Raw genomic sequence first — 17,466 nt, forward strand, 5'->3', positions numbered from 1 at the left:
CGCGATGCTCCGTTAGGCCATCGCCCGAGGCGGGCTGAATGGCCGCGTCCGTGAGGGAAGAAGCCGATATGATGCAGTGCGTACCCGAGCCGGCACAAGCGAAGCGGGCGTATCCGTTGGGTTTCAGCCAGGAGAATGCAGGCAATGTCGACGATCAGACCGGTGTTCTACGTGTCCGATGGAACCGGTATCACCGCTGAAACCATTGGGCATAGCCTGCTCACCCAGTTCAGCGGTTTCAGCTTCGTCACCGACCGCATGTCGTTCGTAGACGATCCGGAAAAAGCCCGCGATGCGGCGCAACGCATCCATGCCGCGGGCGAGCGGTACCAGGTTCGGCCGATCGTGGTCAACTCCTGCGTCGATCCGCAGTTGAGTATGCTGCTGGCCGAAAGCGGTGCGTTGATGCTCGACGTGTTCGCGCCCTTCATCGAGCCGCTGGAGCGCGAATTGAACGCGCCGCGGCACTCGCGAGTGGGGCAGGCGCACGGCCTGGTCGATTTCGAGACCTACCACCGCCGCATCAACGCGATGAACTTCGCGCTGGCGCACGACGACGGCATCGCGCTCACCTACGACGAGGCCGACGTGATCCTGGTGGCCGTCTCGCGCGCGGGCAAGACGCCGACCTGCATCTACCTGGCGCTGCACTACGGCGTACGCGCGGCCAACTATCCGTTGACCGACGAGGACCTGGAGAGCGATCGGCTGCCGCCGCGGCTGCGGCCTTACCGCAACAAGCTGTTCGGGCTGACCATCGATCCGGAGCGGCTGCAGCAGATCCGCCAGGAGCGGCGGCCGAATTCGCGTTACTCCAATGCGGAGACCTGCCGACGCGAAGTGGCGGCGGCCGAAACCATGTTCCGCATGGAACGGATTCCGACGCTGAGCACCACGCATACCTCGATCGAGGAGATTTCCAGCAAGGTGCTGGCGACGCTGGGACTGCAGCGCGAGATGTTCTGAACGGGCAGGGCGACGGGCGGGGCCGCTCCCGGCGGCAATGGCATTTCCGCACGTCGCCGCACGGAGTTCCACGGTAGGCCCACGGCATCGATCCGTCAATGCTGCCGCCGGCGCGATCCAGCGTGTAGGATCGGTCCATGCAGCACGCCCTGACCCGCAGCGAACGCATCCCCCGGCTCAGCCGTTTCGGCTGGCTGATGGGGCTGTACGCCGAGAACTACCTGCACCTGAACCGTTTGTTCGTGCCGGCCGATCTGGCCGCCGGCAGCTACGTCTCCAGCATCGGCGACGGCCTGGACCTGCGCCTGGACGTGATCGAGCGCCATCGCTACACCGTCGAACTGCGCCTGACCTACGACCTGTGCGATCCGCTGACGGGCGAGCCGGACCCCTCGGCCTATGTGCGCCTGTACCTGGACGCGCGCCAGGCCGAGACCACCCATTGCTATGTCGGCCGCCGCTGGCAGGACGTGATGGGGCTGTACCCGCCGCCGGCGGAACTGATCAGCCACCGCATGCGCATGAACACCTTCCTCGGCAAATGGCTGGAATACCTGGCCGAGCGCGGCCATGGCGTGGCCACGCTGCGGCCGGCGCCGCCGCTGCCGCGCGCCTCGCAGGACGCGGCGACGCCCGCCGTCTAGCCTCCGGATAGACCAGGCGGCCGCGCGGATACGGCATACTGCGCGCCCGTTGCCACCTGCCGTCGCCGCATGCCTTACACCCCCATTGTCGCCACCTTGGGCTACGTGCTCTCGCCCGACCGCAGCCAGGTGCTGCTGGTCCACCGCAACGCCCGGCCCGGCGACCATCACCTGGGCAAGTACAACGGCCTGGGCGGCAAGCTGGAGGCAGACGAGGACGTGCTGGCCGGCATGCGCCGCGAGATCCTGGAGGAAGCCGGCATCACCTGCGAGGCGCTGCAGTTGCGCGGCACCATCAGTTGGCCGGGGTTCGGCAAGCACGGCGAGGACTGGCTGGGCTTCGTGTTCCTGATCGAGGCCTACAGCGGCGAACCGTTCGCCGAGAACGCCGAGGGCGCGCTGGCCTGGGTGCCGATCGCGCAGATGGACACGCTGCCGATGTGGGAGGGCGACCGCCACTTCCTGCCGCTGGTGTTCGATGGCGACCCGCGCCCGTTCCATGGGGTCATGCCGTACCGCGACGGACGCATGCAGTCCTGGCGCTATTCGCGGGTCTGACACTTAAAGCCCCTCTCCCGCCGGGAGAGGCGTTGGGGTGAGGGTACGGCGCGAAAGCGACCCGCGGGGTTTGGGTGGGGTGGGACAAGGGTGCGGCGCGAAAGCGATTCGCGGAGTTTTGTTGCGTCAGGCTCCGCCGTACCCTCATCCGGCCCTTCGGGCCACCTTCCCCCGACAGGAGAAGGAACAGCCTCATCTCTCTCGCCTCCGGCTTGTCCACAGCAGCTGTGGATCGTTCCTGCACAAGCCTGTGGGCAAGCGTGGCAAGTCGCTGAAATGCCTGCCCGATTTTGCCGGGTGGTGAAAATTTCAGCAGTCCGGGTCGCACTTCTCCACAGCCGGTGTGGATGAAATCGCACGAACGCTGTGGATAAGGGACCGGTGGCGTTGTGCCACAACGGCCGCCGCCGCGCTGGCGAAAAATTCGCCAGCGTCGATCGCGCGCCCGCGTCGTCGCACGTGCGTGCGCGTCGCAGCGCTACTGCGCGGTCCAGCCGCCGTCGATGGCGATGGTCTGCGCGGTGATGTTGCGTGCCGCCGGCGAGGCCAGGAATGCCACGCAGCCGGCCAGTTCGTCGTAGGCGATGAACACGCCCTTGGGCATCGGCTTGAGCATCACCTGGGCGATCACGTCGGCTTCGGAGATGCCGCGGGTGCGGGCCTGGTCGGCGATCTGCCTGTCCACCAGCGGCGTCTTCACGTAGCTGGGGCAGAGCGTGTTGATGGTGATGTCGGTATCGGCGGTCTCCAGTGCGATGACCTTGGAGAAGCCGACCAGGCCGTGCTTGGCGGCGACATAGGCACTCTTGTAGGGGCTGGCGACCAGCGAATGGATGCTGCCGATATTGACGATGCGGCCGAAGCCGCGTTCGCGCATGCCCGGCAGCACCGCCTGGGTCAGCCGCGCCACGCCGGTGAGCATCACCTCCACCAGCAGGCCCCACTTCTCCATCGGGAACTCCTGCAGCGGCGCCACGTGTTGCAGCCCGGCGTTGTTGACCAGCACGTCGACCGGCCGGCTCAGCGCGGCAAGCGCGGCCTGGATGCTGTCGGCGCTGGCCACGTCCAGCGCCACCGCTTCTGCCGAGCCGCCAACCTGGCGCAGCTGCGCGGCGACCGCCTCGGCGGCAGCCAGGTCGAGGTCGCTGACGACGATGTGGCGGCCGCCGGCCGCCAACTCGTGGGCGATGCCGGCGCCGATGCCGCTGGCGGCACCGGTGATCAGGACGGTCTGCATGGGGCAATACCTGCGCGAAAGTGGGGGCGATCAGCGTAGCAGCGCACCGCGCGCCCCGGCAGCGGGCCGCTCGCCAGTGCGGCGGCGCCACGCTACCCTGTGCCGTCGCTCGCCGCTCACGCCGGATCCGCCACGTTATGCCGATGAAACGCCACTTCTCCATGCTGCGCGAATTCCAGCTGGCCGACTGGTTCACCCTGGCCAATGCCTTCTGCGGCACCGGTGCGGTGTTCGCGGCAATGCGCTTCCTGCAGGACGGCCGCCGCAGCGACCTGCTGTTCGGCATGGCATTGATCCCGCTGGCGTTCGTGTTCGACGCGCTCGACGGCCGGGTGGCGCGGTGGCGCAAGTCGTCCTCGACGCTGGGCCGCGAGCTGGATTCGCTGGCCGACGTGATCTCCTTCGGCGTGGCCCCGGCCGCGCTGGCCTACGCCTGCGGCATGCAGGGCGGTTGGGACTGGCTGGTGCTGAGTTTCTTCGTCTGCTGCGGGGTCAGCCGCCTGGCCCGCTACAACGTCACCGCCGAGCAGATCGCCGGCGACGGCGACAAGGTGCCGTACTTCGAGGGCACGCCGATCCCGAGCAGCCTGGGGCTGGTCATCGTGCTGGCGATCGCCGCGCACCTGGGCCACATCGGCGACGCCTTGTGGTGGGGCGAGTGGCGGCTGGGACCGTGGCTGCTGCACCCGCTGGCGCTGCTGTTCGCGCTGTCCGGCTCGCTGATGATCAGCAAGACGCTGCGCATCCCCAAGCCCTGATCGCAGCGGGTTGCTATCATCGCGGGCCAGTTCGGGAGAGTGGCGATGAAGGCTAGCGGCGGCGGTGGCGCCGGCGATTTCGAGGCGATGACGCGGCAGTACTGGGAGGCCTGGAGCGCCGCGTTGCGCCAGGGCGCCCCGGCCCCCGCGTCCGCCGCGGCCGGCGACGGTACCGGCTCCTGGCGCGAGGCGATCGCGGCCTGGAGCCAGTGGCTGCCGCGCGGCAGCGCGCCGCAGGCCGAGGACGCAGTGGCGCAGTTCCAGCAGCATGCCGGCGACTGGCTCGGCGCGATGCAGCAGGTGGCCGCGCAGTTCGCCGGCCGCGACGCCAGCAGCGCCGACGTCGCCGAGGCCTGGAAACGCCAGGTGCAGGGCCAGCGCGAGCAGTTGCTGCAGTGGCTGCTGGGCGCGGTGCGCGGCACCGGCCAGGCCGGGATCGACCCCTGGTTGCAGCAGGCGGCGCAGTGGCTGCAGGGCCTGCAGCGCGACAGCGGGCCGTGGCTGCAGATGCCCGGGTTCGGCCCGGCGCGCAACCACCAGGCGCGCTGGCAGGCGCTGGCCAAGGCGCAGCAGGACTACCAGGCGCAGTTGCAGGCCTACCTGGGACTGCTGCAGGGCGCCATCGACCGCGCCTTCGGCCTGTTCGAGGAGAAGCTGCGCGCGCACGAGGATCCGGGCCGGCAACTGACCAACGCGCGGGCGATGTTCGATCTGTGGATCGATGCGGCCGAGGAGGCCTATGCGGCGGCCGCGCTGTCGCCGGAGTTCCGCCAGGTCTACGCCGACGTCGCCAATGCGCAGATGCGCCTGCGCGCCTTGCTGCAGCGCGAGACCGAGCAGGTCTGCGAGCAGGTGGGCCTGCCGACGCGCACGGAACTGGATGCCGCGCATCGGCGCATCGCCGAGCTGGAGCGGCGGCTGCGGCGCTTGGAGCGCGGCGACGGGCAGGGTGCGACCGCCGGTCCGGCCGTGACGCCCGCACCGGCCGCGGCCACGCCGACCTCGCCAAGGAAAAAGACCAGGAACACGGCCGCCGGCGCGCCCGCTGCCAAGACCGCGGCGACCGCATCCAAAGCCAAATCCAAATCCAAAGCCAAGGCTGCGCTGGCCGCCACGCCGCGCCGCGCCGGGGCCGCGCCCGCCGCGCGTCGGAGTCGTTCATGAAAGGGCCGTTGAGTTTCAGCAGCGATGATCTGGTCCAGGAAACCCTGGAGCTGCAGCGCAAGCTGCTCGAAGGCCTGCGCGTGCTGCCGGGCCTGGACGCGGTGGACTACGGCGCCACCGCGCGCCAGGAGGTGTGGCGCGACGGCAAGGTGGTGCTGTATCGCTTCGTCGGCGAACGCCCGCCCACCGCCAAGGTGCCGCTGCTGATCGTCTATGCCCTGGTCAATCGCCCGTACATGGTCGACCTGCAGGCGGACCGCTCGCTGGTGCAGGGCCTGCTGGCGCTGGGCGAGGACGTCTATGTGCTGGACTGGGGCTACCCGGACCGCTCCGAGCGCTACCTGACGCTGGAGGACTACCTGCTGCGCTACATCGATGGCGCGGTGGACCACCTGCGCGCGGCCGGCGACGGCGCGCCGGTCAACATGCTCGGGATCTGCCAGGGCGGCACGTTCTCGCTGTGCTACTCCGCGCTGCAGCCGGAGAAGGTGCGCAACCTGGTCACCATGGTCACGCCGGTGGATTTCCACACCCCGGACAACATGCTGTCCAACTGGGCGCGGCAGGTCGACGTCGACCTGTTCGTGGACACGCTGGGCAACGTGCCGGCGGACCTGATGAACGTCAGCTACCTGATGCTCAAGCCGTTCCGGCTGAACCTGCAGAAATACGTGGGCCTGCTCGACATCCTCGACGATCCGCGGGCGCTGGAGGATTTCCTGCGCATGGAGAAATGGATCTTCGATTCGCCGGACCTGGCCGGCGAGACCTTCCGCGAGTTCGTCAAGCAGTTCTACCAGGACAACGCGCTGATGCACGGGCGCGCGCGCATCGGCACCCACACCGTGGACCTGGGCCGGGTCACCATGCCGGTGCTCAATGTCTATGCCGAGCAGGACCACCTGGTGCCGCCGGACGCGTCGCGGGCGCTGCGCGGTGTGGTCGGCAGCCGCGACTATGCCGAACTGAGTTTCCGCGGCGGCCACATCGGTATCTATGTCTCCGGCCGCGCCCAGCGCGAAGTACCGGCGGCACTGCACCGCTGGCTGGCCGAGCGCGATGGCGGACACTGAGCGCTGGCCCCATCGCGCCGTCACGCGGGATCCGCGTCGGCGCGGGTAGAGTGGGGCGCCGCCGTTGCTGGAGCCGCCGCCATGTCGCAACCCCGTTCGCTGTCGCGCTCGTTGAACGACCGCATGATCGCGGGCGTGATGGGCGGCATCGCCCACCGCTTCGGCTGGAATGCGACCCTGCTGCGGGTGCTGTACGTGGTCGGGTCGATCGTCTCGGCCGCGTTCCCCGGCATCCTGGTCTACCTGATCCTGTGGCTGCTGATTCCCAACGAAGCCGACTGAAGCGGCCGCTGCCGCTGGCCTGGCGCCGTGCCGGCATCGCCGTCGGCGCCCTGTGGACTTCGCCCAATACCTTGCTTGGTGTACTTGCCGGGGTCATCGCGCTGGCCTTCGGTGCGCGCTTGCGTTTCAGCCGCCGTGAACTGGCGCTGGTGTTCGAACGGGTGCCGTTGCGGCCGCGTGGGGCGATGACGCTGGGCAACGTGATCCTGCTCAGCGCCGACGATCTGGACGTGGCCTGCGCCACCTACGAGCACGCCGCCGGTCGCTGCCGGCATCCGGCGGTGCGGCTCGGCGACCACGAACGTGCGCACGTGCTGCAGTACATGCTGCTGGGGCCGCTGTTCCTGCCGGTGTACCTGGCCTGCGGTGGGGTCAGCGTGCGCAATCCCCTGGAGCGGGCTGCCGATCGCTACGCGCTGTACGGTCGCGGCTGGTGGCCGGGCACGGGCTGAGTGCGCAAACCGCTGCTTTGGCCATGCACGAGGTCATCGCGTAGGAGCGGCTTCAGCCGCGACGGGCGTTCCTGGCAATGCCTGCTCGCGGCTGAAGCCGCTCCTACGAGCGACCCACGTCCTTGCGAATGGCTGCCGTCAATCCAGTCGTGAAAAACCGAACAGGCGCTTGAGCGGGTGTGCGTGCCGCTCGATCTGCGCGCGCAGCAGGCCGGCGCCGATCATGCTGTAGGTGATGCCGTTGCCGCCGTAGGCCATGGCGAACTGCACGCGCGGGCCGTGCTGCGGATGCGGGCCGAAGAATGGCAGGCCGTCTTCGGTCTCGGCGAAGGTGCCGGCCCAGGCGAAGGTCGGCTGCAGCTCCAGCCCCGGGATCGCCTTGGCGATCTTGCGCGAGAGCGTGCGTGCCTTGCTGTCCACGCGCGCATCGCGTCGCGCGGGCACGTCGACGCTGTCGTCCTCGCCGCCGGCGACGATGCGGCCGTTGCCGGTGCTGCGCAGGTACAGATACGGCCGCGCGCTCTCCCAGACCATGGTGTCGTGCAGCGGGCCGAGCGCGGACGGATCCAGCGGGTCGCTGACGAAGGCATAGCTGCTGCGGTTGCGCGCCACGCGCTGGTCCAGCCAGTGCTGATTGGCGTAGCCGGCGGCCATCACCACGTGGCCGGCGCGCACCTGCGCGCCCTGGTCGGTGCGCAGGGTCACGCCGCGGCCATTGACCACGATCCGCGCGATGCGGGTGCGGTCGTAGACGCCGACGCCGCGCCGGAACGCCCGGCCGAGCAGACGGTAGGTGAGGCGGTACGGATCCACCCGCGCCGCCTGGTGGCTGAGAATCGCGCCGTGCGCCTGGATGCCGTAGTCGGTGTCCAGCGCCCGCGCGTCCAGCCATTCCACGTTCAGGCCGTGCCGCGCGCGTACCTCCAGCTCTTCCTGCAGCACCCGCACGTGCCGGCGTTTGCTGGCGTAGTAGAGGCTGTCGTTGCGGGAGAAGTCGACGTCGCGCAGCGGCCGCACCAGGTCGCGCAATTGCTCCAGCGCCTGCGCGCAGGCACCGTAGGCCAGCGCGGCGGCGGGTTCGCCATAGCGCTTGGCCAGGTCGATCAGGTGGGTGTCGATCTCGTACTGCAGCAGGGCGGTGCTGGCCGCGGTGCTGCCCCAGCCGATGTCGCGCTGCTCCAGGACCGTCACGGCATGCCCGTGGGTGCTCAGCTCCTCGGCGATCAACGCGCCGGTAATACCGCCGCCAACGACGGCGACATCGCAGCGCACGTCGTCGCGCAGTTGCGGAAAACTCTGCATCAGCCCGTTGCGGACCGACCAGAAGGGATAGCCGCTTTTAAGATCCATGACGACCCGGCGCAGAAAGGATGTGCGACTTACGCGCAGGCCCGGTTAAGTCCGCGTGAGGCGGCGCAGGCGTCACCTTGGGGCAAACAGCCGCGATTAACCTCGGTGCAGAAGTCCCTCACATGGCGCTGTGTATGGTGCGCGCCAGTTCCACGAATTCCCTGTAGAGGAAGCGTCATGTCGGTCGTTCTGTACATCGGTGGCAGCAAGGACGGAGAGAAGGGCGTGGTGCCCTACGGTTTCCGCAAGTCCATGAAGGAAACCGAGGCAGGCCCGGAGATCTATGTCGAGCGCGTGCTGGCGGTGAGCGATCGGCAGGTGCGGATCATGGCGCTGGAATCGCTGCAGGACGAGATCGTCGTGGAACGGCTGCACAGGTATTATTCGCGTTGACGCCGGCGTGCGAACCCCGGTGTGGCCGCCCGCCTAGGCGGGCCAGCGACGGTTCGCACCGACCTGCCATCGACCATGCCCGCACCAGAAACCAGTAACAGCCCGGCGCCGCCGACGACCGTCGACCCGAACGCACCCACCGACATGTCCAACCAACGCAGCGATATCTTCTTCGCTGCGGTGCAGACCACGCGCATGCCGATGATCGTGACCGATCCGCGGCAGCCGGACAACCCGATCATTTTCGTCAATCGCGCGTTCCTGGAGATGACCGGGTACAGCCGCGATGAGCTGATCGGCAACAACTGCCGCTTCCTGCAGGGGCCGGACACCGACCGCGAGACGGTGCGCAGTGTGCGCGATGCGATCACCACGCACGACGAAGTGGCGGTGGAGATCCTCAACTACCGCAAGGACGGTTCCAGTTTCTGGAACGCGCTGTACATCTCCCCGGTCTACGACGATCGCGGCGAACTGGTCTACTTCTTCGGGTCGCAACTGGATGTCAGCCGCCGCCGCGACGCCGAGGACGCGCTGCGCCAGGCGCAGAAGATGGAAGCGCTGGGCCAGCTCACCGGCGGCATCGCGCACGACTTCAACAATCTGCTGCAGGTCATGTCCGGGTACCTGGAACTGATCGAACATGCGGTCGAGAGCGATCCGCTGAACCCGTTGCTGCTGCGCAAGAGCGTGGAGCGCGCGCGCGACGCCGCGGGCCAGGCCGCGCGCCTGACCCAGCAGTTGCTGGCGTTCGCGCGCAAGCAGAAGCTGGAAGGGCGGGTACTCAACCTCAATGCCCTGGTGGCCGGCATGAGCGATGTGGCCGAGCGCACGCTGGGCGACGGCATCGCGTTCTCGCTGGAACTGGCGCCGGACCTGCGCAACTGCCGGATCGACCCGACCCAGGCCGAAGTGGCGCTGCTGAACATCCTGATCAACGCCCGCGACGCCATGGCCGACCAGGCGTCGCCGCGCCTGGTGATCCAGACCCGCAACGTGTCGGTGCGCGCCGACGAACCCACCACCTACGACAACCTGCTGCCCGGTCACTACGTCTGCGTGTCGATCACCGACAACGGCAGCGGCATGCCGCCGGAGGTACTGGCGCGGGTGCTGGATCCGTTCTTCACCACCAAGGAAGAAGGCAAGGGCACCGGCCTGGGCCTGTCGATGGTGTACGGCTTCGCCAAGCAATCCGGCGGCGCGGTACGCCTGTATTCGGAGGAGGGCCACGGCACCACCGTGCGCCTGTACTTCCCGATCGACGACAACGTCGAGAACATGGCGCCGCGCGATTCGCGCACGCGCCGTCCGTTCGACCGCCAGGGCGACGAGACCATCCTGATCGTCGAGGACCGCCCGGACATCGCCGAGCTGGCGCGGCTGTTCCTGGAGGACCAGGGCTATGCCACGCACGTGGTCTACAACGCCCGCGAGGCGCTGGAGTTGCTCGATACCGGCGTGCACGTGGACCTGCTGTATTCGGATCTGATCATGCCGGGCGGCCTCAACGGGGTGATGCTGGCGCGCGAGGCGCGGCGGCGCCGGCCCAAGATCAAGGTGCTGCTGACCACTGGCTACGCCGAATCCTCGATCGAGCGCACCGACGCTGGCGGCAACGAGTTCGACGTCTTGGCCAAGCCCTACAACCGCCAGGAGCTCACCCGCAAGGTGCGCATGGTGCTGGACGGCCCCAACGGGGTGAGCTGACGCGGCCAGGTCGGCGCGCGCCTGTCAACGGGTTCCCCGACGGCGCGTGCACTGCGAAAATGCGGGTTTTCCGCAAGGCGGCTTCGGCCGGACGCAATGCACGACACTCAGCTCGCCCAGCAGATCGCCCACACCATCGCCGCCGAGATCGGCGCGCAGCCGGCGCAGGCGCGTGCCGCCATCGCCCTGCTCGACGAGGGCGCCAGCGTCCCGTTCATCGCGCGCTACCGCAAGGAAGTCACCGGCGGGCTGGACGACACCCAGTTGCGCAACCTGGAAGTGCGCCTGACCTATCTGCGCGAACTGGAAGAGCGCCGCGCCGCGGTGCTGGCGAGCATCGCCGAGCAGGGCAAGCTCAGCGACGAGCTGCGCGCGGAGATCGTCGCCGCCGACACCAAGTCGCGGCTGGAAGATCTATACCTGCCGTACAAGCCCAAGCGCCGCACCCGTGCGCAGATCGCCCGCGAAGCGGGGCTGGAGCCGCTGGCCGACGGCCTGCTGGCCGATCCGGGCCTGGTGCCGGAGACCTTCGCCGCCAGCTTCGTCGATGCCGACAAGGGCGTGGCCGACGTCAAGGCCGCGTTGGAAGGCGCGCGCGCGATCCTGATGGAGCGCTGGGGCGAAGACGCCGCGCTGGTCGGCGAATTGCGCAGCTGGCTGGGCGAGGTCGGGGTGATCCGCGCCCGCGTGGCCGAGGGCAAGGAGCAGGAAGGCGCGAAGTACCGCGACTACTTCGATCATGCCGAAGCGCTGGCCAAGATTCCCTCGCACCGGTTGCTGGCGCTGTTCCGCGCGCGCCGCGAGGAGATCGTGTACCTGGAACTGGATCCGGGCAGCGAGGCCGAGGCCGGCCACCAGTACGCCGAGGGCCGCGTCGCGCTGCGCGCCGGTATCGCCAACCAGGGCCGCCCCGGCGACCGCTGGCTGCTGGATGCCTGCCGCATGACCTGGCGCGCCAAGCTGCACATGCACCTGCTGCTGGACCTGTTCAACCAGGCCCGCGAAAAGGCCGAGGCCGAGGCGATCGCGGTGTTCGGCGACAATCTGCAGGACCTGATGCTGGCGGCGCCGGCGGGGCCGCGCGTGACCCTGGGCCTGGACCCCGGCATCCGCACCGGCTGCAAGGTCGCGGTGGTCGACGCCACCGGCAAGCTGCTGGCGACCGACACCATCTACCCGCACGAGCCGCGCCGGCAATGGGACCAGTCGCTGCACACGCTGCGGCAGCTGTGCACGCAGCACGGCGTGGAACTGATCGCGATCGGCAACGGCACCGCCAGCCGCGAGACCGACAAGCTGGCCGCGGACCTGATCAAGCAGAACCCGCAGCTGAAGCTGGAGAAGATCGTGGTCAGCGAGGCCGGCGCCTCGGTGTATTCGGCTTCCGAATTCGCCGCCAAGGAGTTCCCGCAGCTCGACGTGTCGCTGCGCGGTGCGGTGTCGATCGCGCGGCGCCTGCAGGATCCGCTGGCGGAGCTGGTCAAGATCGAGCCCAAGGCCATCGGCGTGGGCCAGTACCAGCACGACGTCGACCAGTACCGCCTGGCGCGAGCGCTGGACGCGCGCGTGGAGGACTGCGTGAACGCGGTCGGCGTGTACGTCAATACCGCCTCGGCGGCGCTGCTGTCGCGCGTGTCCGGGCTGTCGTCGAGCGTGGCCGAGAACATCGTGCGGCACCGCGACGACAACGGCCCGTTCAAGCGCCGCAAGGATCTGCTCAAGGTGCCGCGGCTGGGCGAGAAGACCTTCGAGCAGTGCGCCGGCTTCCTGCGTATCGCCGATGGCGAGGAACCGCTGGACGCCTCGGCGGTGCACCCGGAAGCCTACCCGGTGGTGGAGCGCATCGTCGGCGCCACCGGCAAGCCGATCAAGGCGCTGATCGGCGACGGCGGCTTCCTGCGCGGGCTTAAGCCGGACCAGTTCACCGACGAGAAGTTCGGCCTGCCGACCGTGCGCGACATCCTCAAGGAACTGGAAAAGCCCGGCCGCGACCCGCGTCCGGAGTTCAAGGCCGCGCGTTTTGCCGAGGGCGTGGAAGACATCAAGGACCTCAAGCCGGGCATGGTGCTGGAGGGTGTGGTCAGCAACGTCGCCGCCTTCGGCGCGTTCGTCGACATCGGCGTGCACCAGGACGGCCTGGTGCACATCTCCGCGCTCTCGGACAGCTACGTCAAGGATCCGCGCGACGTGGTCAAGGCCGGCGACATCGTCAAGGTCAAGGTGCTGGAGGTCGACGTGGCGCGCAAGCGCATCGCGCTGACCCGGCGCCTGGACGACGCGCCGGCACCGGCGCGTCCGACCGAGCGCGACAGCGGCGCGCGGGGTGCCGGTGGCCCGCCGCGGCGCGAGCGCGACGGGCGCGGCAACTCCGGCGGCGGCAACGCCAGGCCGCGTCCGGCCACGACGGTGGCAGCGCCGGTGAACAGTGCGCTGGCCGACGCGTTCGCCCGCGCCAAACGCGGCTGAGGTTGCAGGAGGAAGGCCGGCGCGACCGCAATGCGGTCGTGCACCCGCGCCGGATCAGGCTGGTTCGGCGCGCGAACTTTGGTCGGTGGCGAGCGTGGCCGGCGGCGGTGCCACCAGCGATGCGGCCAGTCCGAGCAACTTGACCGGATCCACCGGCTTGCCCAGGTGTGCATCGAAGCCGGCTTCCAGGGCCAGCGCGCGATCCTCGCTGCGCACGTAGGCAGTCAGCGCGATGGCCGGGATGCGGCTGGCTGCGCCAGCGCCGCGGGCGCGCACGCTGCGGATCAGGCTGTGGCCGTCGCGGCGTGGCATGCCCACGTCGCTGACCAGCAGGGCATACGGCCGCTCGCGCAGCAGCGCCTCGGCATCGTCGGCGCAGACCGCGGTCTCGACCACGGCGCCGGCTTCCTGCAGGAAGCGCTGGGTGACGCCGCGCGAATCCATGTCGTCGTCCACCACCAGCACGCGTACGCCGTCCAGGCGGATGCCGCCGCGTCGCAGCACGCCGCCGGGCATCGCCGCGTCGTCGCCGCGGCGGATCGCGTCCAGGCCGTGCAGGTCGTTGCGCGGCAGCAGCAGGGTGAAGGTCGCGCCGAGACCGACACCGTCGCTGCTGACCGACAACTGCCCCTGGTGCAGTTCGGCCAGCTGCTTGGCGATCGCCAGGCCCAGGCCGAGGCCGCCGGCACTGCGCGTGCTGCTCGCATCGGCCTGGCGGAAGCGGTCGAACACGTGCGGCAGGAACACCGGGTCGATGCCGATGCCGGTATCGCCGATGGCGATGCGCACGTGGGTACTGGTGCTGTCCAGGGTCACCGTGACGGTGCCGGCGCTGGGGGTGAACTTGATCGCATTGCCGATCAGGTTGGTCAGCACCTGCTGCAGCCGCACCGCATCGCCCAGGTAGGGCAGGGCGGTGGCGTCGTCGGCGACCAGCACGATGTCGATGCCCTTGTTCTGCGCGCCGGGACGGGCCGCATCGATGGTCTCGGCCAGCAATGCGCGCAGGTCCAACTCGTCCGGCTCCAGGTGCACCTTGCCGGACAGGATGGCGCTCATGTCCAGCAGGTCATCGATGATCTGCGCCTGCGAGTGGGCGCTGCGTTCGATGACTTCCAGGCCTCTGACCAGGTCCTTCTCGCGCACCGTCTCGTCCTGCATCAGCCGCGACCAGCCGAGGATCGCGTTGAGCGGCGTGCGCAACTCATGGCTGAGCGTGGCCAGGAATTCGTCCTTCATGCGGCTGGCGCGCTCGGCCTCGCTGCGCGCGCTCTGCTCGGCGGCGAGCAACTGTTGCAGGCGCAGGTCGGTGCCGCGGCGCTCGATGATGATGCCGGCCAGGTGCGACGCCGAGCGCGCCAGATCCTGTTCGTGCGGATTGGGGTAGTGCACGAACGGGTAGTACAGCGCGACCACGCCCAGCACTTCGCCGTCGCTGGCCAGGATCGGCGTCGAGCAGCAGGCGATGATGTCCGCTTCCAGGGCGGTGGCCAGGTAGGCTTGCCAATGCGGATTCACCCGCACATCGCTGCACAGCACCTGCCGGCGCAGGTAGGCGGCGCGTCCGCAGCAACCGGTGTTGGGACCGATCGGCAGGCGCTGCACCGCCTTGCGGAAGGCGGGCGGCATGCTCGGCGCCGCCCCTTCCAGCAGGCACTGGCGATGCTCGTCCACCAGCATGATGGTGCAGCGCAAGCCGACATCGCTCTGCGACTCGATGCCGCGCGCGATCGCCTCCAGCACCGCGTTGAGCGGCTTGCCAGTGGTGATCATCTCCAGCGCGGCGCGCTCGGCGGTGGTGGCGTTCTCGATGCGTTTGCGCTCGGCGATGTCCAGCAGCGAGCCGATGAAGCCGAGGAACTGCCCCGACGAACTGAAGCGCGGCGTGGCGGTGTCCACGCACCAGCGATACTCGCCATCATGGCGGCGCAGGCGGTACTCAATGGTGTAGCCGCGCCGGTCGGCGCAGGCGCGCGCCAAGGTGCGGCCGATGGCGGCCAGGTCGTCGGCATGGATCTTTTCCTGCCAACCGCTGCCCATCGCCTCCTGCTCGCTCTGCCCGGTGAACAGATACCACTGGCGGCTGACGTATTCGCAGTCGCCGTCGGCATTGGACATCCAGATCATCACCGGCGCGTTGTCGCACAGCTGGCGGAAGCGCAGTTCGCTTTCCTGCAGGCGCTGTTCGACCAGGCGGCGGTCGTGGATGTCGGTATTGGTGCCGATCCAGCGCACGATGCGGCCGCTGTCGTCGCGGATCGGCAGGGCGCGGCCGAGATGCCAGCGGTACTCGCCGTCGTGGCGGCGCAGCGGATACTCGATCTCGTACGGCTTGCCGCTGCGCAGCGCCTCCGGCCACGCCTCCATCACTCGCGCCAGGCCTTCCTCGGTATGGACATGACGCCAGCTGTCGTAGCCGGCCTCGCCGAGCGGCAGCCCGGTGTATTCGTACCAACGGTGGTTGAAGTAGTCGACGTGACCGTCCGGCCTGGCGGTGAAGACGATCTGCGGCATCGCATCGGCCAGTTCGCGCAGCCGCGCGGCACTGCTGGCCAGTTCGCTTTGCGCGCCGGCGCGTTCCATCGATTCCCAGCAGCGCGCCGCCACCAGCCGCACCAGCTCGATCTCGGCCGACATCCACACCCGCGGCTGGGTCTGGTGCACGCCGATCGCCGCGACCAGCCGGCCGGCCTTGTGCAGCGGCGCGGTGAGCACCGCGCGCATGCCCAGGCGCCGATAGTTCGGATCGTCCATCCGCATCGGCGGCCGGTGGGTCTCGGTGTCCTGCACCACCCACGGCCGGTTCTCGCGCATGCAGTCCAGCAGGTCGCTGCCGAAGTCGCTGAAGCGCGAGCGCCCGGTCAGGTGCGTGGCGCCATCGACGTAGTCGGCGCGCACGTCGAAGGCATCCTCGTCGGCCTCGACGATCGCGTAGGCGCAGCGGCTGGCGCCCAGGTGCTGGCCGAGCAGGGCGGCCCCGGTCTCGCAGATCGCTTCGACGCTGTGCAGGTTCTGCAGCGTGTCCTCGAGCATCAGCAGGAAGCTGTCGTGCGCCTGCGCGCGCGCCTGCTCGGTGCGGTCGATGCCGTGCACCAGAATCCCGCTGACCTTGCCCTCGGCATCGTGCATCGGCTGATACACGCATTCCAGCGTGGTTTCCGAGGTCGCTTCGTGCGTCGTGCGGCAGAGCTGGAAGGTCATCGCCTCGTCGATGAACGCCTGACCGCTGCTGCGGACGCTGTCGAGCAGGCCAATGATGCCCTGCTGCCGGATTTCCGGAATGGCTTCGAGCAGCGGACGGCCGACCACCTCGCGCGGTCCGACCAACTGCTGGTAGCGCCGGTTGACGGTTTCGATCACGTAGTCCGGGCCGCGCAGGATCGCCAGCGCCGCCGGCGACTGCTCGAAGGCATCGGCCATCTGCGCGCGTTGCGCGTCCAACGCCTTGAGCAGCGCATCGCGTTCGCGGGCCAGGGTGATCCGCGCGGTGTCTTCGGTGCACACGCACAGCACGCCGGCGATATGGCCGTCGTCGTCGAACAGCGGGCTGTAGGAGAAGGTGAAGTACACCTGCTCGCTGTAGCCGTTGCGCATCATCGTCAACGGGATATGTTCGTTCCAGGTCGATTCGCCGCTGGCCATGACCTGGTCGGCCTGTGCCCGGACCTCCGGCCACACGTCCGGCCACACCTCTTCCATCGGCCGCGCGAAACCCTGCGGGTGGCGCAGGCCGAGGATCGGCACGTAGGCGTCGTTGTAGAGGTTGAACTGGCGTTCGCCCCAGCGCACCGCCATCGGGAACCGCGAGTTCAGGCAGATCGACAGCGCGGTGAGCAGGCTCTTCGGCCACTGCTCCATCGGCCCCAGTTCGTGCTCATGCCAATCGATGGCGCGCAGCAAGGCTCCCGTGGCGCTGCCGGCGGGAAACCGGACAGGGGGCGGCGAACAGTCCTGGGCGTTGATGGTGGAGTCCCTCGAAATCGTCCCCGCCAGGCGGCGGGCTTACGATCGGGGATTCTCAGGGGCGTGCGGTCGTCTTGGCGTGAGCGTCCTGCAAGGCCTTGATCAGCTGTTCGGACAGATAGGGCTTGGTCAGCACCACGCCGGCGGCGAAGCCGGTGGGCAGGGCATCGGCGGCCACGCCGGTGGCAAGCACGAAGGGCGTTCCGCGTTCGCTCAGCGCCCGCGCCACCGGCTCGCTGGTCTCGCCAGCGGAAAGGCGGAAGTCGAGCACGGCCCGGTCGGGGCGTTCGCTGTCGATCAGCGCAAGGGCCTGCTGCACGGAGGCGGCGACACCGACCACCTCGGCGCCCGCCTGGGCAAGCTGCAGTTCCAGCAGCGTGGCGTTCATCTCGTCGTTCTCGACCACCAGGATACGCAGGCCCCGCAATGCCGACATCGCTTGCTCGTTAA

Annotated in this window: 15 protein-coding genes; 11 read left to right on the plus strand and 4 right to left on the minus strand. The window is 69.0% G+C overall.

What is annotated here, in order from left to right; translation table 11 throughout:
* Window positions 1-144: 144 nt before the first annotated feature.
* The 3 genes from FHR56_RS04985 to FHR56_RS04995 all read left to right on the plus strand — a co-directional run bounded on the left by FHR56_RS04985 (window position 145) and on the right by FHR56_RS04995 (window position 2,168).
* On the plus strand, window positions 145-966 hold the full coding sequence (locus FHR56_RS04985; protein WP_160947275.1) for a pyruvate, water dikinase regulatory protein: 822 nt from the start codon (window positions 145-147) through the stop codon (window positions 964-966).
* Between the two features lie 137 nt (window positions 967-1,103).
* Window positions 1,104-1,610, plus strand: coding sequence for a DUF1249 domain-containing protein (locus FHR56_RS04990; protein WP_160947274.1), 507 nt, complete (start codon window positions 1,104-1,106; stop codon window positions 1,608-1,610).
* A gap of 69 nt (window positions 1,611-1,679) precedes the next feature.
* Window positions 1,680-2,168 carry an 8-oxo-dGTP diphosphatase gene (locus FHR56_RS04995; RefSeq protein ID WP_160947273.1) on the plus strand — a complete coding sequence of 163 codons (489 nt, stop codon included), beginning with the start codon at window positions 1,680-1,682 and terminating at the stop codon, window positions 2,166-2,168.
* 478 nt (window positions 2,169-2,646) lie between these two features.
* On the opposite strand, the gene FHR56_RS05000 is transcribed toward FHR56_RS04995, so the two are convergent.
* Window positions 2,647-3,405 carry a 3-hydroxybutyrate dehydrogenase gene (locus tag FHR56_RS05000; protein WP_160947272.1) on the minus strand — a complete coding sequence of 253 codons (759 nt, stop codon included), beginning with the start codon at window positions 3,403-3,405 and terminating at the stop codon, window positions 2,647-2,649.
* Window positions 3,406-3,548: 143 nt separating this feature from the next.
* Between FHR56_RS05000 and FHR56_RS05005 the strand changes: the two genes are divergently transcribed.
* The 5 genes from FHR56_RS05005 (at window position 3,549) to FHR56_RS05025 (ending at window position 7,134) form a co-directional block, all read left to right on the plus strand.
* Window positions 3,549-4,163 carry a CDP-alcohol phosphatidyltransferase family protein gene (locus FHR56_RS05005; protein ID WP_017909499.1) on the plus strand — a complete coding sequence of 205 codons (615 nt, stop codon included), beginning with the start codon at window positions 3,549-3,551 and terminating at the stop codon, window positions 4,161-4,163.
* A 45-nt stretch (window positions 4,164-4,208) separates the two neighbouring features.
* Entirely contained in the window at window positions 4,209-5,327 is a 1,119-nt protein-coding gene (gene phaE, locus FHR56_RS05010; protein ID WP_160947271.1) for a class III poly(R)-hydroxyalkanoic acid synthase subunit PhaE, read from the plus strand.
* Window positions 5,324-6,400 carry a class III poly(R)-hydroxyalkanoic acid synthase subunit PhaC gene (locus tag FHR56_RS05015; protein ID WP_160947270.1) on the plus strand — a complete coding sequence of 359 codons (1,077 nt, stop codon included), beginning with the start codon at window positions 5,324-5,326 and terminating at the stop codon, window positions 6,398-6,400. Before phaE ends, FHR56_RS05015 begins: the two co-directional genes overlap by 4 nt.
* 81 nt (window positions 6,401-6,481) lie before the next feature.
* Complete coding sequence (locus FHR56_RS05020) at window positions 6,482-6,682, plus strand: PspC domain-containing protein (RefSeq protein ID WP_026144177.1); 201 nt, start codon at window positions 6,482-6,484, stop codon at window positions 6,680-6,682.
* Window positions 6,679-7,134: a hypothetical protein gene (locus tag FHR56_RS05025; protein WP_160947303.1), complete on the plus strand. Its 456-nt coding sequence runs from the start codon at window positions 6,679-6,681 to the stop codon at window positions 7,132-7,134. The genes FHR56_RS05020 and FHR56_RS05025 overlap by 4 nt, the downstream gene beginning before the upstream one ends.
* A 138-nt stretch (window positions 7,135-7,272) precedes the next feature.
* Here the strand turns inward: FHR56_RS05025 and FHR56_RS05030 are convergent, their stop codons facing one another.
* Window positions 7,273-8,484 (minus strand): FAD-dependent oxidoreductase, encoded by a 1,212-nt coding sequence (locus FHR56_RS05030; RefSeq protein WP_160947269.1) that lies wholly within the window; start codon window positions 8,482-8,484, stop codon window positions 7,273-7,275.
* 177 nt (window positions 8,485-8,661) lie between these two features.
* Here FHR56_RS05030 and FHR56_RS05035 point away from each other — a divergent pair, with 177 nt between their 5' ends.
* The 3 genes from FHR56_RS05035 to FHR56_RS05045 all read left to right on the plus strand — a co-directional run bounded on the left by FHR56_RS05035 (window position 8,662) and on the right by FHR56_RS05045 (window position 13,053).
* Window positions 8,662-8,877: a hypothetical protein gene (locus FHR56_RS05035; protein ID WP_160947268.1), complete on the plus strand. Its 216-nt coding sequence runs from the start codon at window positions 8,662-8,664 to the stop codon at window positions 8,875-8,877.
* A gap of 75 nt (window positions 8,878-8,952) precedes the next feature.
* A complete protein-coding gene (locus tag FHR56_RS05040) occupies window positions 8,953-10,587 on the plus strand; it encodes a hybrid sensor histidine kinase/response regulator (protein WP_160947267.1) in 1,635 nt (544 codons plus the stop codon).
* Window positions 10,588-10,683: 96 nt separating this feature from the next.
* Entirely contained in the window at window positions 10,684-13,053 is a 2,370-nt protein-coding gene (locus FHR56_RS05045; protein WP_160947266.1) for a Tex family protein, read from the plus strand.
* Window positions 13,054-13,107: 54 nt separating this feature from the next.
* Here the strand turns inward: FHR56_RS05045 and FHR56_RS05050 are convergent, their stop codons facing one another.
* A complete protein-coding gene (locus tag FHR56_RS05050; RefSeq protein ID WP_237473186.1) occupies window positions 13,108-16,911 on the minus strand; it encodes a PAS domain-containing protein in 3,804 nt (1,267 codons plus the stop codon).
* A gap of 160 nt (window positions 16,912-17,071) precedes the next feature.
* A complete protein-coding gene (locus tag FHR56_RS05055) occupies window positions 17,072-17,452 on the minus strand; it encodes a response regulator (RefSeq protein ID WP_048489724.1) in 381 nt (126 codons plus the stop codon).
* Between the last annotated feature and the right edge of the window lie 14 nt (window positions 17,453-17,466).

Origin of the sequence: Xanthomonas sp. F10, assembly GCF_014206815.1 — a bacterium.
Classification (GTDB): domain Bacteria; phylum Pseudomonadota; class Gammaproteobacteria; order Xanthomonadales; family Xanthomonadaceae; genus Xanthomonas_A; species Xanthomonas_A indica.

Excerpts from the sequence above, each read along its gene's own strand:
- FHR56_RS04985 (WP_160947275.1), top strand. The coding sequence starts at position 145 with ATGTCGACGATCAGACCGGTGTTCTACGTGTCCGATGGAACCGGTATC.
- FHR56_RS04990 (WP_160947274.1), top strand. The coding sequence starts at position 1,104 with ATGCAGCACGCCCTGACCCGCAGCGAACGCATCCCCCGGCTCAGCCGT.
- FHR56_RS04995 (WP_160947273.1), top strand. The coding sequence starts at position 1,680 with ATGCCTTACACCCCCATTGTCGCCACCTTGGGCTACGTGCTCTCGCCC.
- FHR56_RS05000 (WP_160947272.1), bottom strand. The coding sequence starts at position 3,405 with ATGCAGACCGTCCTGATCACCGGTGCCGCCAGCGGCATCGGCGCCGGC.
- FHR56_RS05005 (WP_017909499.1), top strand. The coding sequence starts at position 3,549 with ATGAAACGCCACTTCTCCATGCTGCGCGAATTCCAGCTGGCCGACTGG.
- phaE (WP_160947271.1), top strand. The coding sequence starts at position 4,209 with ATGAAGGCTAGCGGCGGCGGTGGCGCCGGCGATTTCGAGGCGATGACG.
- FHR56_RS05015 (WP_160947270.1), top strand. The coding sequence starts at position 5,324 with ATGAAAGGGCCGTTGAGTTTCAGCAGCGATGATCTGGTCCAGGAAACC.
- FHR56_RS05020 (WP_026144177.1), top strand. The coding sequence starts at position 6,482 with ATGTCGCAACCCCGTTCGCTGTCGCGCTCGTTGAACGACCGCATGATC.
- FHR56_RS05030 (WP_160947269.1), bottom strand. The coding sequence starts at position 8,484 with ATGGATCTTAAAAGCGGCTATCCCTTCTGGTCGGTCCGCAACGGGCTG.
- FHR56_RS05035 (WP_160947268.1), top strand. The coding sequence starts at position 8,662 with ATGTCGGTCGTTCTGTACATCGGTGGCAGCAAGGACGGAGAGAAGGGC.
- FHR56_RS05040 (WP_160947267.1), top strand. The coding sequence starts at position 8,953 with ATGCCCGCACCAGAAACCAGTAACAGCCCGGCGCCGCCGACGACCGTC.
- FHR56_RS05045 (WP_160947266.1), top strand. The coding sequence starts at position 10,684 with ATGCACGACACTCAGCTCGCCCAGCAGATCGCCCACACCATCGCCGCC.
- FHR56_RS05050 (WP_237473186.1), bottom strand. The coding sequence starts at position 16,911 with ATGGAGCAGTGGCCGAAGAGCCTGCTCACCGCGCTGTCGATCTGCCTG.
- FHR56_RS05055 (WP_048489724.1), bottom strand. The coding sequence starts at position 17,452 with ATGTCGGCATTGCGGGGCCTGCGTATCCTGGTGGTCGAGAACGACGAG.